The sequence below is a fragment of the Microvirga lupini genome (assembly GCF_014191055.1).
GTDB lineage: Bacteria > Pseudomonadota > Alphaproteobacteria > Rhizobiales > Beijerinckiaceae > Microvirga > Microvirga lupini_A.
Genome location: NZ_JACHWB010000003.1, coordinates 85,460 through 100,038, shown reverse-complemented (window position 1 = coordinate 100,038; position 14,579 = coordinate 85,460). Strand labels below are relative to the sequence as shown.

13 protein-coding genes and 1 tRNA gene are annotated in these 14,579 nt (G+C 62.9%); 11 read left to right on the top strand and 3 right to left on the bottom strand.

What is annotated here, in order from left to right:
* Positions 1-71 precede the first annotated feature (71 nt).
* On the top strand, positions 72-1,373 hold the full coding sequence (locus FHR70_RS11930; protein WP_183450449.1) for an OmpP1/FadL family transporter: 1,302 nt from the start codon (positions 72-74) through the stop codon (positions 1,371-1,373).
* Between the two features lie 76 nt (positions 1,374-1,449).
* Here FHR70_RS11930 and FHR70_RS11925 read toward each other — a convergent pair whose 3' ends face one another.
* Positions 1,450-3,255 (bottom strand): PHA/PHB synthase family protein, encoded by a 1,806-nt coding sequence (locus FHR70_RS11925; RefSeq protein ID WP_183450447.1) that lies wholly within the window; start codon positions 3,253-3,255, stop codon positions 1,450-1,452.
* Between the two features lie 118 nt (positions 3,256-3,373).
* Between FHR70_RS11925 and FHR70_RS11920 the strand changes: the two genes are divergently transcribed.
* From FHR70_RS11920 to FHR70_RS11875, 10 genes are all read left to right on the top strand, one after another.
* A complete protein-coding gene (locus FHR70_RS11920; protein WP_183450445.1) occupies positions 3,374-3,775 on the top strand; it encodes a hypothetical protein in 402 nt (133 codons plus the stop codon).
* 42 nt (positions 3,776-3,817) lie between these two features.
* Positions 3,818-5,038 carry an LL-diaminopimelate aminotransferase gene (locus FHR70_RS11915; protein ID WP_183450443.1) on the top strand — a complete coding sequence of 407 codons (1,221 nt, stop codon included), beginning with the start codon at positions 3,818-3,820 and terminating at the stop codon, positions 5,036-5,038.
* A gap of 111 nt (positions 5,039-5,149) precedes the next feature.
* The gene (locus FHR70_RS11910; RefSeq protein WP_183450441.1) at positions 5,150-6,472 is read left to right on the top strand and encodes a homoserine dehydrogenase; all 1,323 of its coding nucleotides are present in this window, start codon (positions 5,150-5,152) and stop codon (positions 6,470-6,472) included.
* Positions 6,473-6,528: 56 nt separating this feature from the next.
* Positions 6,529-7,527, top strand: coding sequence for a class II fructose-bisphosphatase (glpX, locus tag FHR70_RS11905; protein WP_183450439.1), 999 nt, complete (start codon positions 6,529-6,531; stop codon positions 7,525-7,527).
* A gap of 197 nt (positions 7,528-7,724) precedes the next feature.
* A complete protein-coding gene (locus FHR70_RS11900; protein WP_183450437.1) occupies positions 7,725-8,168 on the top strand; it encodes a GNAT family N-acetyltransferase in 444 nt (147 codons plus the stop codon).
* Positions 8,169-8,243: 75 nt separating this feature from the next.
* The gene (gene recJ / locus FHR70_RS11895; protein WP_183450435.1) at positions 8,244-10,055 is read left to right on the top strand and encodes a single-stranded-DNA-specific exonuclease RecJ; all 1,812 of its coding nucleotides are present in this window, start codon (positions 8,244-8,246) and stop codon (positions 10,053-10,055) included.
* Positions 10,056-10,135: 80 nt separating this feature from the next.
* A tRNA-Glu gene (locus FHR70_RS11890) sits at positions 10,136-10,210 on the top strand.
* A gap of 295 nt (positions 10,211-10,505) precedes the next feature.
* Positions 10,506-11,132 (top strand): peptidoglycan-binding protein, encoded by a 627-nt coding sequence (locus FHR70_RS24515; protein WP_210277598.1) that lies wholly within the window; start codon positions 10,506-10,508, stop codon positions 11,130-11,132.
* A 179-nt stretch (positions 11,133-11,311) separates the two neighbouring features.
* On the top strand, positions 11,312-11,809 hold the full coding sequence (locus FHR70_RS11880) for an invasion associated locus B family protein (RefSeq protein WP_183450432.1): 498 nt from the start codon (positions 11,312-11,314) through the stop codon (positions 11,807-11,809).
* Positions 11,810-11,859: 50 nt separating this feature from the next.
* The gene (locus tag FHR70_RS11875) at positions 11,860-12,381 is read left to right on the top strand and encodes an SH3 domain-containing protein (RefSeq protein ID WP_183450431.1); all 522 of its coding nucleotides are present in this window, start codon (positions 11,860-11,862) and stop codon (positions 12,379-12,381) included.
* A 56-nt stretch (positions 12,382-12,437) separates the two neighbouring features.
* On the opposite strand, the gene FHR70_RS11870 is transcribed toward FHR70_RS11875, so the two are convergent.
* Both FHR70_RS11870 and FHR70_RS11865 read right to left on the bottom strand, forming a co-directional pair.
* Positions 12,438-13,649, bottom strand: a complete 1,212-nt coding sequence (locus FHR70_RS11870) for a VWA domain-containing protein (RefSeq protein WP_183450430.1) — start codon at positions 13,647-13,649, stop codon at positions 12,438-12,440.
* A complete protein-coding gene (locus FHR70_RS11865) occupies positions 13,646-14,560 on the bottom strand; it encodes an AAA family ATPase (RefSeq protein WP_183450429.1) in 915 nt (304 codons plus the stop codon). The genes FHR70_RS11870 and FHR70_RS11865 overlap by 4 nt, the downstream gene beginning before the upstream one ends.
* Positions 14,561-14,579: the final 19 nt, after the last annotated feature.

The window sequence follows — 14,579 nt, the reverse complement described above, 5'->3', positions numbered from 1 at the left end:
AATTAAGCATTGGCAGATTGTGCTCAAGGCGGGATTCGCCCGCACAAGAAGCAAATGGGCAGGAAATCTCCATGGGTCGTCTCTCTCGTTCTTTGTCGCTGGCTGCAGTCTCCCTGGCAGCCCTGGTCGCCGCGCAAGGCGGTGCTCACGCCGGTGCCTTCGCGCTCCGCGAGCAGAGCGCCACGGCTCAGGGTTACTCATTCGCCGGCGCGGCTTCGGGCTCCGGCTACCTGTCCTCCATGTTCTGGAACCCCGCTGTCATCACCATGATGCCGGGCTGGTGGAGCGAGGGACATGCATCGCTGATCATTCCTCGCGTTGAGATCGATCCCACGACTGGAACCGCGCCGCTCCTGCTTCCTCTCGGGGCCTCCGGCGATATCGGCCAGGATGCGATCGTTCCTGCAGGCTACAGCTCCTATCAGATCAACGACATGCTGTGGGTCGGTCTGTCGTCGACCTCGCCCTACGGGCTTGTCACCGATCCCCGGCAGAACTGGGCCGGCCAGATCTACTCGCGCTCCTCCAGGATCTTCTCGCTGAACATCAATCCGGTGGTTGGTGTGAAGGTGAACGATTGGCTCTCCGTCGCGGTTGGTCCGTCGCTCCAGTACTTCGACATCACCCTCAAGCGCGCCGGAGCCCCCGTGCCGGGCGCTCCGAGCGTCATCCTCGATGGCGATGACATAGGCTATGGCTTCACCGCCGGTGTGACCCTCACGCCGTTTGCCGGCACGACCATCGGTATCGGCTATCGCTCACGGATCGATCACGAGCTTGAAGGGAATGTGGGCAGTTCCGTAACCGGGGCACCCCGGATTCCGATCACTGCGGACCTCACCACCCCGGACCAGCTCACCATCGGTGTCTCGCAGGTCATCACGCCTGCCGTGACCGTGCATGCCGGCTTCGAGTGGACGAACTGGAGCGTTCTTGAGACACCTCTCGTGGTCGGTCCTGGCGGCGTTACGGTCACCGATCTGCCGCTCAACTACAACGACGGCTATTTCTACTCCCTGGGCCTGGACTACAAGCTGACGAACCAGTGGACCCTGCGTGCCGGTCTTGCCTACGAGAAGTCGCCGATCGACACCGAGATCCGTTCGACGCGTCTGCCCGACAGCGACCGCATCTGGGCGTCGCTCGGTGCCAGCTATCAATGGAACGAGAAGCTGTCGTTCGATATCGCCTACACGCACATCTTCTCGAGAGAGGCTGATATCCGCATCGTCGAGGGCCAGCAGGACTTCGAGGGTGCACCCTTCGTGGCCGATGTGGATGCCAGCACGGATATCCTGTCGGTCGGCCTGCGCTATCGCTGGGACGATCCGAAGATTGCCATCCCGGCGGCTCCGATCGTTCGCAAGTACTAAGCTCTTCAACGAGCAGACAACGAAAAGGCCGGCATTTCGCCGGCCTTTTCTTTTGAGCTTCGACCTGCAAGAGATCTTAGGATTTCGCCAGAACATAGGTTCCGGGTGCGTCGCAGAGCGCTTCGAGCTTGCCGCCCCCCGGTTCGCGTGCGGCCACCATCTTCGGTGCCTGTGCCTTGATCCACTCGAACCAGTAGGGCCACCAGGAGCCGGCCGTTTCCGTTGCCTGCTTGACCCAATCCTCCAGTTCACCTTCGACGGCACCGCCGGTCCAGAACTGGTATTTCGGTTTGCTCGGCGGGTTCACGACGCCGGCGATATGCCCGGACCCGGCAAGCACATAATGCACCGGACCGCCAAAGGCCTTCGAGCCGACGAAGACCGAGCGGGCAGGGGCGATGTGATCTTCCTTTGTCGCGAGATTGAAGATCGGCACCTTCACCTTCTTCAGATCCAGCTTCACGCCTGCAAGCTCCATCTCGCCCTGGGCCAGCTTGTTCTCAAGATAGCAGTTGCGCAGATAATAGGCGTGGTTGGCCGCTGGCATGCGGGTCGAGTCGGCGTTCCAATAGAGCAGGTCGAAGGGGAGCGGCGCTTTGCCTTTCATGTAGACATTGACCACGTAGGGCCAGATCAGGTCCGTGGGCCGCAGCATGTTGAAGGCGTTGGCCATGCGCGAGCCTTCGAGATAGCCGCGCTTCTTCATGGAGGCCTCCAAGCTCTGGACCTCCTGCTCGTCGGCGAACACCTTCAGGTCACCCGCATGGGTGAAATCCACCTGCGCGGTGAAGAGCGTCGCGCTGTCGATGCGCTTATCCCGCTTGGCGGCCATGTAGGCCAGCGTTGTGGCGAGCAGGGTGCCGCCGACGCAATAGCCGATTGCCGTCACCTTCTTCTCGCCCGTGGCCTGCTCGATGGCCTCAAGCGCCGAGAAGATGCCATCGCGCATGTAGTGCTCGAAGCCCTTTTCTGCGTGTTGTTCGGCCGGATTGACCCACGAGATACAGAAGACGGTGAGGCCTTGCGCTACGGCCCAGCGGATGAAGCTCTTCTCCGGGTTGAGATCGAGGATGTAAAACTTGTTGATCCAAGGAGGCACGATCAGCAGCGGCCGCTTGAGCACTTTCTCGGTGGTCGGCGCGTATTGAATCAGCTCGATGAGATCATTGCGGAAGATTACCTTGCCGGGAGTGTTGGCGATGTTCACGCCGATCCTGAAGTTGCTGGGATCGGACTGGCGGATCTTCAACTCGCCACCGCCAGCCTCAATGTCCTCTGCCAGCATGGTAACGCCGCGCACGAGGTTTGCGCCGTTCTCGCGCAAGGTCTCGCGGATCAGTTCGGGGTTGGTGAGGAGGAAGTTCGAGGGCGAGAGCGCGCTGGAGAGTTGCTTGAGATAGAATTGCGCCTTGTGGCGCGTGCGCTCGTCGAGGCCTTCCGCATTCTCCACCAGATCCTCGGCCCAGCGGGACGAGATGAGATAGGCCTGCTTCAGGAAATCGAAGATCGGGTTCTCCGACCATTCGGGGTCCTTGAAGCGGTTGTCCTTGGGCTCGGGCTCGGCCACCGGCTCCACAGGCTCTCCCTGGGCGCGCTTGAGGGTCGAGGCCCACAGGTTCATGAACTGGGTGCCGAGGCGGGTCTGGGCCTCCAGGCTTTTCTGCGGATCGGTCATCCAGACTTCGGCCACGCGGCTTAACGACTTGATCGCCTCCGAAGCATCGGCCGGCGGTTCGGACAGGGTTTTGCCTTCCTGAACAGGCTTGAGATAGGCGGCGGCTGCCTTGCCGGCGCCCTCGATGAACTTGGCTACATTATGGGAGAGTGCCTCGAAGTCCGGCGTCGGGCTTTGGGTCTTCTCTTCACCATATGGCTTGTCCATAAGGCGATCTCCCTCTATCGCAGCAACATTGCCCTCAGGCTGCACTTCCGACATCTTAGCGTTCAGAACGCTGGGTTTGCCAGAGTCATGTTGCCATCCTTAGGTATCAGAAATGCGTATGAAGCTCCTTTCGATCCCTCGCGCCCCGGCCTTTGCGCTGACCTTGTTGGCAGCAGGTGGCGCGGCCGGTTGTAACAGCAATCCCGTGCGAGACGTGGCCACGTCCCTCGGAGCTGGCCCTCAGGTGGCGCCGACGCCCGATTTCGTGGCACGTTCGAGGCCGGCCACCCTGGATTACATGCCGATCGGCACACCCGTTCCCGAGCGTCCGACGCCGGCGCGCTCGGCGGCGGAGATCAAGGCTGCGGAAGCGGAGCTAGAAACATTGCGGGCCCGAAACGAGGCTGCCGGTGCTGCGGCGGCGGAACTGGGCAAGACCCCGCCGCCTGAGCCGATCCGGCTCCCGGCCAACACGTCGCAGCAAACGCGCCAGAAGACGAATTCCAACAGAAGGCCTTAGTGCCTATACGGAATCAAGTGATTCCGCTCGGGGACGAGAACAATGTCTGATTTCTACCGGATCAAGCGCCTTCCGCCTTACGTCTTCGAGCAGGTCAACCGGATCAAGGCCGCCGCGCGAGCCAACGGCGCCGACATCATCGACCTCGGCATGGGCAATCCGGACCTCCAGGCCCCGCAGCACGTGATCGACAAGCTCGTCGAGACTGTGGGCAAGCCGCGGACCGACCGCTACTCGGCCTCCAAGGGCATCGGCGGCCTGCGCCGCGCCCAAGCGGGCTATTACGAGCGCCGCTTCGGCGTGAAGCTCAACCCGGACACCCAGGTGGTGGCGACGCTGGGCTCCAAGGAGGGTTTCGCCAACATGGCCCAGGCGATCACGGAGCCGGGCGATGTGATTCTGGTGCCGAACCCGAGCTATCCAATCCACGCCTTCGGCTTCCTCATGGCAGGAGGCGTCATCCGGTCCGTGCCGGCCGAGCCGACCCCCGACTTCTTCATCGCCGCCGAGCGGGCCGTGATGCACTCGATCCCGAAGCCGGTGGCGCTCGTGGTCTGCTATCCGTCGAACCCGACCGCCTATGTGGCATCCCTCGATTTCTACCGGGATCTCGTGGCTTTTGCGAAGAAGCACGAGCTGATTCTGCTCTCGGACCTCGCCTATTCGGAGGTATATTTCGACGAGTCGAACCCGCCGCCATCGATTCTGCAGGTGCCTGGCGCCTTGGACGTGGCGGTCGAGTTCACCTCCATGTCCAAGACCTTTTCCATGGCCGGTTGGCGCATTGGCTTCGCGGTGGGCAACGAGCGGCTCCTGGCGGCTCTGGCCCGCGTGAAATCCTACCTCGATTACGGCGCCTTCACGCCCGTGCAGGTGGCAGCCACCGCGGCTCTGAACGGGCCTGACGACTGCATCCGCGAGATGCGCGCCGTCTACAAGCGGAGGCGCGACGTTATGGTCGATTCCTTTGCCAAGGCCGGCTGGTCCGTCCCTGTGCCCACGGCCTCCATGTTCGCCTGGGTGCAGATTCCTGAGAAATTCCGTGCCATGGGAAGCCTGGAGTTCTCCAAACTGCTGGTGGAGAAGGCCGACGTGGCCGTCGCGCCCGGCATCGGATTCGGCGAGCATGGCGATGACTACGTGCGCATCGCTCTCGTGGAGAACGAGCAGCGCATCCGCCAGGCCGCCCGCAACATCCGCAAGTTCTTCGACAGCGCCGACCAGACCCTCCACAACGTGGTGCCGATGGTTCGGAGGGTCTGAACCCTCCCGCAGGAATCGATGCCGATGCCTGTGACCGGGGCCCTGGTCTGCATGGACATGGAACCCCGGCGGTCGTAAAAGCAGCCCGAGATTTTCAAGGAGCTGCTGTTCGTGACACGTCCCCTTCGGGTCGGTATTGCCGGCCTCGGCACCGTCGGCGCATCGGTTATTCGCATCCTCGATCGCCAGAACGAGGCCATTGCCCAGCGTGGTGGAAAGCCCGTTCAGGTTACTGCCATTTCGGCCCGCGACCGGTCCAAGGACCGTGGGTTCGACCTCTCTCGGTTCACTTGGTTCGATAATCCGGTGGACCTTGCCGGTGCCGATGACGTGGATTGCGTCGTCGAACTCGTAGGCGGCGCAGACGGACCGGCCCTGGAGACTGTGCGCATGGCGCTCTCCAACGGTAAGCACGTAGTCACCGCCAACAAGGCGCTGCTTGCCAAGCACGGGCTCGAATTGGCGAAGCTGGCGGAAGAGAAGGGCGTATCGCTCGCTTTCGAGGCGTCCGTTGCCGGTGGCATCCCGATCATCAAGACCCTGCGTGAGGCCCTGCCGGCCAACCGGATCTCTCGCCTCTACGGCATCCTCAACGGCACCTGCAACTATATCCTCTCCCGGATGGAGCTGGAGGGCCTGACCTTTCAGGAATGCCTGAAGGACGCTCAGCGCCTAGGCTACGCGGAAGCCGATCCGACCTTCGATGTCGAAGGCTTCGACACGGCTCACAAGCTCGCCATTCTCACCAGCCTCGCGTTCGGCACGCAGATCGACGCTGAGGCGATCTACGTGGAGGGCATCTCGTCCATTGCGCCGCTCGATCTCGCCATGGCCAAGGAGCTGGGTTTCCGCATAAAGCTTCTGGGCGTTGCCGAGCGCACGAAGACCGGTATCGAGCAGCGCGTCCACCCGACCATGGTGCCCCGCACGTCCTCCATCGCCCAGGTGATGGGCGTGACGAACGCTGTGACCATCGATGCCGATGCTGTCCGCGAGCTGACCCTCATCGGACCAGGGGCAGGGGGCGATGCCACGGCATCCGCCGTCGTGGCGGACATCGCCGATGTGGCGACCGGCAATGTGCAGCCCCTCTTTGGTGCTCCCATTGACCAGCTGGACAAGGCGGCCCGCGCCCCCATGCAGCGCCACGAGGGCGGCTACTATATCCGCCTGACCGTCCATGATCGTCCTGGCGTTGCCGCTGGCGTGGCGACGCGCATGGCCGAGGCCGATATCTCGCTCGAGAGCATTCTCCAGAAGCGCTCGGAGATCGCCGCGAACAAGGATCCGCACGGGCGTTCGGGCGCTCCGGTTCCGCTGGTGCTGATCACCTATGCGGCTTCGGAAGCTTCGATCCGCTCTGCTCTGGAAAAGATTATGGGGGATGGTCTTATTGCCGAGCCGCCCCAAGTCATTCGCATCGAACGCGAGTAACCCAAGATCGGGCCGCACGGCCCGGCAATGACCACAATAAGGGAGACGACACGTCCATGTCGCAAGGCATTACCGTCCAACCGGGCCAAATCATCGAGCGCATCCTGACCTTGGAGCTCGTCCGCGTCACCGAGCGCGCGGCGGTGGCCTCTGCCAGGCTGCGCGGCCGGGGCAATGAGAAGGCCGCCGACCAGGCGGCCGTGGATGCCATGCGCCGTGAGCTGAACAAGCTTCAGATCGACGGTACGGTGGTGATCGGCGAGGGCGAGCGTGACGAGGCCCCGATGCTCTTCATCGGTGAGAAGGTCGGCAACAAGCAGGGCCCGAAGGTCGACATCGCGGTCGATCCGCTGGAAGGCACCACGCTCTGCGCCAAGGACATGCCGGGCTCCATCGCCGTGATGGCCATGGCCGAAGCCGGCACTCTGCTGGCCGCCCCTGACGTCTACATGCATAAGATTGCCGTCGGTCCCGGCTATCCCACCGGCGTGATTGATCTGGACGCCAGCCCCGAGGAAAACCTTCACAATCTCGCCAAGGCTAAGGGGGTGAAGGTGAACGAGCTCACCGCCCTGGTGCTCGACCGTCCGCGCCATGCCGATCTGATAGCCGCCATCCGCAAGACCGGCGCGGGCGTCCGCCTGATCTCGGACGGCGACGTGGCCGGCGTGATCTTCACCACGAAGCCGGAAGAGACGGGCATCGACATCTATCTCGGCATCGGCGCCGCGCCCGAGGGTGTGCTGGCGGCCGGCGCCTTGCGCTGCATCGGCGGCCAGATGCAGGCGCGGCTGATTCTCGACACGGAGGAGAAGCGCTCCCGCGCCCTCCAGATGGGCGTGACCGATCCCAACAAGAAATACGACATGACGGACCTCGCCCGCGGCGACGTGATCGTGGCGGCCACCGGCGTGACCGACAGTGCGCTCACCCGGGGCGTTCATTTCGGCAAGGACGTGATCACCACTGAGACGGTGGTCTACCGCTCCGCCACGGGCACCGTCCGCCGCATCTACGGCGAGCACCGGGAGCTGTCGAAGTTCCACCTGGATTAATTCTGTTCAGAACCGTCTCACGTCATGGCCGGGCTTGTCCCGGCCATTTACGTTTTAGCTGCAACGACCTCATCCTGGGGAGCAGCCGGCAGGCTGCGTCTCGAAGGACACTCCTGTGCTCTCTAGGACCTCCTTCGAGACGGTCGCGGTGCGACGCCTCAAGATGAGGGCTCTGCCTGTAAAGACTGGAAAATACGATGCTTCAAACCCGCCCCTTCCGCCCCGACGACAGACAGGCCTGGGAGCCGCTCTGGCAGGGCTATCTGGCCTTCTACAAATCCTCGTTGCCCGCGGAGGTGACTAAGGAGACGTGGCGGCGGCTCAACGACCCGGAGGAGCCCATGCATGGCCTCGCGGCCGTACTCGATGGGCGGATCGTCGGCATCGTGCATTACCTCTATCACCGCTCAACCTGGAGCACCGGCAATTACTGCTACCTGCAGGACCTGTTCACGGCCGAGGAGGCGCGGGGGCGCGGAGTCGGCCGCGCCCTGATCGAGGCGGTCTACGAGAAGGCGAGGGCGGATGGGGCAAGCCGCGTCTACTGGCTGACCCACGAGACCAACACGGCAGCCCAGGCGCTCTACGAGAAGGTCGCCTCCCGCAGTGGCTTCATCCAATACCGGCATCTGCTGGGCTGATGCCCATGTCACTCCAGGCGGGGTGACGATGTGGAGAAGGTGCTTTGACCACAATTCGCGGCTAAGACTCCCGGTGTGACCGAATCATCTCCTCTTCTCCTGCCCAAGCCCTTCCTGGGTGTTGCCAATTCCGCCCTCGGGCGCACCTGGGTCGAGCGCTGCGATGCCGCCCAGAGCACCATTGCACTCGCGATTGCCCAGACTCACGGCCTGCCTGATGTCCTTGCCCGGGTGCTTGCAGGGCGGGGGGTCGGCATTCATGAGACGGACGGCTTCCTGAACCCGCGTCTGCGGGATCTCATGCCTGACCCGCACAAACTCACCGACATGGAGGAGGCGGCCTCCCGTCTCGCCGATACGGTGACGCGGGGCGAGAAGGTGGCAATCTTCGGCGATTATGATGTGGACGGCGCCTGCAGCGCAGCACTGCTCGCCGAGTACCTGCGCGCCTGCGGAGTAGAGTACGTGATCCACATTCCCGACCGGATCACCGAAGGTTATGGCCCGAACGTCGATGCCATCCGGGCTCTGAAGGGGCAGGGCGCCGATATTCTGGTCACGGTCGACTGTGGCACCGCCAGCATCGAACCCTTGGCCGAGGCCCGACGCCTCGGCCTCGACCCCATCGTGCTCGACCACCACCAAGCCCCCGAGCAGTTGCCCGAAGCGCTCGCTATCGTGAATCCGAACCGGCAGGACGACCTGTCAGGCCTCGGCCATCTCTGCGCGGCTGGCGTGGTTTTCCTGTTCCTTGTGGCCCTGAACCGTATCCTCCGCTCGCGCGGCTTCTTCAACGGCCGGGCTGAGCCTGACCTGATGGGCAGTCTCGATCTGGTGGCTCTCGCCACGGTGGCCGACGTGGTGCCGCTTCTTGGCCTCAACCGCGCCTTCGTGCGCCAGGGGCTTGCCATCATGCGGAGCCGTCGACGGGTGGGGCTCGCGGCGCTCCTCGACACGGCAGGCCTCGGCGGGGCGCCGGAAAGCTGGCATCTCGGCTATCTGGTCGGGCCGCGTATCAACGCTGGCGGGCGCATTGGCGATGCCGCCTTGGGTTCAAGGCTTCTCCTGACCGAGGATCCCATCCAGGCCGGCAGGCTCGCCGCCGAGCTCGACCGGCTCAACCGGGAACGGCAGGCCATCGAGGTCGTGGCCGTCGCAGAAGCCGAGGCACAGGCCATGATGGCCCTCGAGCGCATGCCGGACCTGCCGGTTCTCGTCACCGCCTCGGCCGAGTGGCATCCCGGCGTGGTTGGGCTGATCTCCGCCCGGACCAAGGAGCGCTTCCGCCGCCCGGCCTTCGCGTTCACCCTCAACCCGGACGGGACCGCCACCGGCTCGGGCCGTTCCGTGCCCGGAGTGGATCTGGGCTATGCCGTCCGGGCAGCTGTGGAGTCCGGCCTGGCCATCAAGGGCGGCGGCCATACCATGGCGGCCGGGGTGACGATCCAAGCCACGGACCTCCAGCGCTTCCTGGACTTCGTGACCGAAAGGCTCTCCGAGCCCGTAAGCGCCATGCGGCTTAGGGACAATTTCGCTATCGACGCGACTCTGACTGCCGCCGGCGCCCAGCCCTCCGTCGTAACGGCTCTGGAGCGGGCAGGGCCGTTCGGTCAGGGGCAGCCCGAGCCGGTCTTCGTCTTCCCGCAGCATCGCGTGGTCGAAGCCAGGGAGGTTGGCAGCGGCGGGCATCTGCGCGTGAAGCTTCGCGGTGGCGACGGCAGCTTCATTGGCGGGATCGCCTTCCGCGCTGCAGGCCAGCCGCTGGGCAACGTCCTGTCCCAGGCGATCGGAAATCCGCTTCATGTGGCGGGAACGCTGTCCATCGACCGCTGGGGCGGCGCGGAAAAAGCCGAGCTTCGCATCATGGATGCCGCAAGCCCCGAATAATTCAAATCGGGTGCTTGCGATGCGTCACGAACCCATCTATAGGTTCGCCCACTTCGGCGGCACTGCCCCGAAAGTCCTGCGCGCCCTTCGTCTATCGGTTAGGACATCTGCCTTTCACGCAGGAAAGAGGGGTTCGACTCCCCTAGGGCGCGCCACTATATCCAAAGGCCCGGAGGTTCGATGCTCCGGAGCTCGGTTCCCTTTGCTAGAAGTTGATCAGTCAAGGCTCAGCGAGGGCAGGGAGCAGTCCCTCTTTATGGTCCTGACGAGCCTGACGTTTCTCGGCTAGGCGATCACCTCCTTTTGACTGCTGTTCCAAGGCATAGGCAGAGTCACGAAGCGTGCCGAGCTCATTTCCCTCAAGGCATGCCATGCTCTGACCACTTTTCCGTTGACCCTAGCAGGACACCAACTCGACCAATTGCACATTGGAAAATCGAAGGGATTGTCGTGCTTCCTACCTCGGAAAAAACGAGCTTCAGGTCCAACCGCATCGCCGTTTCGATCGTCACCCTTGCGGCCATCACAGGGTGGGGCGTCGGTGGCTATTCCTTTCTCAGATCCTCGGAGCTTGAGAAGCAGTTTGCGGGACATACGGCTGCACTCCAGAACTACCAGGCTCAGTTCCTGACGCAGCGCAAAGCGATTGAGGACAAAGAGCGTGATATTACGCAGCTCCATGAGCAGCTCTCTGCCTCCAAGGCTGAAAGTGACAGCCAATCCACCAAGCTCAAGGAGATGGAAGAGGAGCTGACGAAATCCCGAGAGCAGCTCGCTGCGGTTCAGCCACTTCTTCAGCCGCATGTTGTCGGAAGCGCCCCTGCCTTGATGCGCATCACCCCATTGCCCGCGAAGCAGGACGTATTGGCTGCTCAGGAGGCTCTGACTAAACTCCGGTTTGGAGACCTTGAGGCTGATGGCGTCATTGGATCTTCGACCCGCGAGGCGATCGAGAAGTTCCAGCGGACCGTCGGCCTGCCGGTGACCGGTGAACTCCACCCACAGACGCTTACGGCCCTGATGAGATCCGCCAAAGTCATGGCGGCACAGGGGGAGCAGCCTCAGGAACCTCTCTGATCGCTACCGGCGAGCGGCATCAATTTAGCGGGTTCACAATATCTTGAATAGGAGCCATCTCCTTACGTCCTCTTCAAGAAATTTCCTGCGCCAGAACCATACGGCTCATCATTAACGTTTGCATAACCTCGACTTGGAAGGTTGCGGGCTCCGCAACCACCAAGGTGAGTGTCCTGTAGATGAGAGCCATAAGCACTGCCGCTGCAATCGTCATTCTCTCGAGCACCTACGCTTTTGCGCAGAACCCTCAGATGCTTGGATCGAGCGAAAGCTGGAGTGCATGGAAGGTCAAGGAGGGCGGGGGGGTCGTCTGCTACGTCTATTCCGACGCCGCATCGACGAAGCCGAGGCAGCTCGATCATGGAAGAGTGAGCCTGTTCGTGCGTCGCCTCAGATATGGGAAGGTTCGCACGGAAGCCAGCTTGCAGACGGGCTATGAGTTGGCCCCGACTGCAATCCGGGTTTCTGTCGGCGACAGGCAATTCACCATGATCCCGCGCGGCAAAAATGCTTGGCTGCGGCGCACGGAGCGGGAGTCCGAGTTTATTCGCGCTCTCGAGAAGGGGCGGGTTGCAACCGTTGAGGCAGCTTCGAAACGCGGGAATAAAACAACCTACGATTTTCCGCTCAAAGGCTTTACCGCTGCGCTGAAGAAGGCTCGCCAAGGGTGCCGTTGATTGTCTCGTCTTCGATGATGCGAGCTTCCATCGTCGCAATGGGCTGCTTCTTGATCGCTGCATCCTTCGATGCCCATGCTCAGCCTGCCAAAGGACCGAAACGGGTGGTTCCGCGGTTCGCATCGCTCAAGCGCGTGAAAACCAATGTCCGCGTCGGCCCCGGCACACAGTATCCGATCCGGTGGGTTTACCAGAGGCAGGGTCTTCCGGTTGAGATCATCGCCGAGTTCAGCAACTGGCGGCGCATCAGAGGGAGCGACGGATCCGACGGTTGGGTTCACTCGGCGCTCCTGTCCACGAAAAGAACCGCTCTCGTCCAGCCCTGGAGCGAGACAAGCATCAACCTCCAGGCGCGCCCGAGCAAGCGGTCTGGAACCGTCGCAAGGTTTCAGCCGCAGGTTGTCGTTGATGTTCAGCGCTGCGATCAAACTTGGTGCGCGGTGACTGTGCCGAAGCATGATCTCCGAGGCTATGCCCGGCAGGTGAGGCTCTGGGGTGTGTATCCTGACGAGGTCGTTGGAAGCACCCGCGTGGAACCTCTGTCGCACTTATGGAGGGGAGTTGGCGGGTGAAAATGCTGCCGGCCTCTGCCGATGATCAGGAGGACGCAATGCTGCCTGTTGATCGCTCAAGATGCCTGCAGCCAGCGCCGTGGATTGCTTCCATCCGATGACTCGCCTGAAAGAGCGCGGCAAAGCGCCTGCATCGAGGCCAGGCTGTGTATGGGCCTGAACTCATCGACATGAGGCAGCATCGCCCGAATCCCGGTGGACCGGGCCTCGAAGGCATCGAAGCGCAGGAGGGGGTTCAGCCAAATCAGGCGTCGGCAGGAGCGCTTGAGGCGGTCCATCTCGAAGGTCAGATCGCTGGTGACCTCCCGCTCCAGCCCGTCAGTGAAGAGCAGAACAATCGCGCCTTGACCCAGCACCCGGCGGGACCAGTGGCGATTGAAGTCGTGGAGCGCGTGGGCGATGCGCGTTCCGCCCTCCCAATCCTGCACGCGCTTCGCGGCACGGGCGAGCGCCTCGTCCGGATCGCGGCTCGTCAATTCGCGGCTGATATTCGTCAAGCGGGTCGCGAAGACGAAGGAGTGCACCTTTCGCCTTTTCTCAGCAATGGCGTGCAGGAAGTGCAGGAAGAGCCGGGAGTATTCCGCCATCGAACCTGAGATGTCCATAAGGGCGACCACCGGCGCATGACGCACCGCAGGCGAGCGATGAGCCAGATCGATCACAGCCGCACCACCGCGCAGCGAGCGCCGGAACGTCCTGCGCGGATCGATCCGACGGCCTCGAGAATCGGAGATGAATCGGCGCGTGGTCACTTCGTCGTCCGGCAGGGACATCTCAGCGATCAGCCGCTTCGCGACAGCGATCTCGGCGGCCGACATCTGAGCGAAGTCCTTAGCCTTCAGAACCTCACGATCCGACACGGTGAGGCGGGCGGAGAGCTCGGTTTTCTCGACCGGCTCCGGCTTCTCCTGTCGGGACGTCTCCAAAGCTTCGGCCACGCGCAGGGCTCCAGCTTGTGGCTTCTTCTCTTCCTTGGCCCCGCCGGGTGCGATCGGCGACATCTGGGCAATGAGCTTCTCGATCAGAGCTCTGCGCCGCCAGAAGATCCTGAAGGCCTGATCGAACAGGGTGCTGTGCTCGTGCCGCTTCACGAACGTCGCATGAAGCGTCCAGTAGAAATCCTCGCGCGTGCCGATCCGCGCCGCCTCGACAGCTGCGATCGCATCGAGAACCGCGCCGGGGCCGACCGGAAGACCTGCAGCCCGCAAGGCACGGGCAAAATATGCGATGTTGTCTGCAAGACGCCCCTCACCTTGAGGGACGGTCACGTGGGTGCCCTCAGGGCGCTTTGAACCTGATCGAGCATGTCCTTCGCGCGGCTGCCCTGCATCTTCTGGATGTCGTCCTGGTATTTCAGGAGAACGCCGAGGGTGTCGGAGACCAGCGCTGGGTCGAGCGCTACCGCATCAAGCTCCACGAGGGCCGAGGCCCAATCGAGGGTTTCGGCCACACCCGGCGCCTTGAACAGATCTTCCTTCCGGATCGCCTGCACGAAGGCAACGATCTCCTGCGACAGACGCTCGGCGGCCTGCGGCACGCGGCTTTTGAGGATAGCGAGTTCACGCCCGGCGTCGGGATAATCGACCCAGTGATAGAGGCAGCGGCGCTTGAGCGCGTCGTGAATTTCGCGGGTGCGGTTCGACGTGATGATGACGATGGGCGGCTGCTCCGCCTTGACCGTGCCGAGTTCCGGAATGGTGACCTGGAAGTCGGACAGCACCTCCAGAAGAAAAGCCTCGAAGGCCTCGTCCGTGCGGTCGAGCTCGTCGATCAGGAGAACCGGTGCCCCGGCGGTGTCGGGTTCCAGGGCCTGCAGGAGCGGGCGTTTGACCAGATAGCGTTCCGAGAACAGGTCGCTTTCCAGGGTATCACGGTCCACCGTTCCGCCGGCCTCGGCGAGACGGATGGCCATCATCTGCCCGGCATAGTTCCATTCGTAGACCGCCGAGGCGACATCGAGGCCCTCGTAGCATTGCAGGCGGATGAGGCGGCGTCCGAGCGCTGCCGAAAGGACCTTCGCGATCTCCGTCTTGCCAACGCCAGCTTCGCCTTCGAGGAAAAGCGGGCGTCCGAGCTTCAGGGCCAGAAAGAGCACCGTCGCAAGCGGGCGGTCGGCCACATAGCCGGCGCTCTCAAGAAGCGCCAAAGTGCTGTCGATGGAACCGGGTTTGTCGGCCACGGGCTTTGCTGCTCCTGGA

Coding starts and splice junctions, on each gene's coding strand:
- FHR70_RS11880 (WP_183450432.1), top strand. CDS start 11,312: ATGAGAGCCATAAGCACTGCCGCTGCAATCGTCATTCTCTCGAGCACC.
- FHR70_RS11925 (WP_183450447.1), bottom strand. CDS start 3,255: ATGGACAAGCCATATGGTGAAGAGAAGACCCAAAGCCCGACGCCGGAC.
- glpX (WP_183450439.1), top strand. CDS start 6,529: ATGTCGCAAGGCATTACCGTCCAACCGGGCCAAATCATCGAGCGCATC.
- FHR70_RS11920 (WP_183450445.1), top strand. CDS start 3,374: ATGAAGCTCCTTTCGATCCCTCGCGCCCCGGCCTTTGCGCTGACCTTG.
- FHR70_RS11930 (WP_183450449.1), top strand. CDS start 72: ATGGGTCGTCTCTCTCGTTCTTTGTCGCTGGCTGCAGTCTCCCTGGCA.
- FHR70_RS11900 (WP_183450437.1), top strand. CDS start 7,725: ATGCTTCAAACCCGCCCCTTCCGCCCCGACGACAGACAGGCCTGGGAG.
- FHR70_RS11915 (WP_183450443.1), top strand. CDS start 3,818: ATGTCTGATTTCTACCGGATCAAGCGCCTTCCGCCTTACGTCTTCGAG.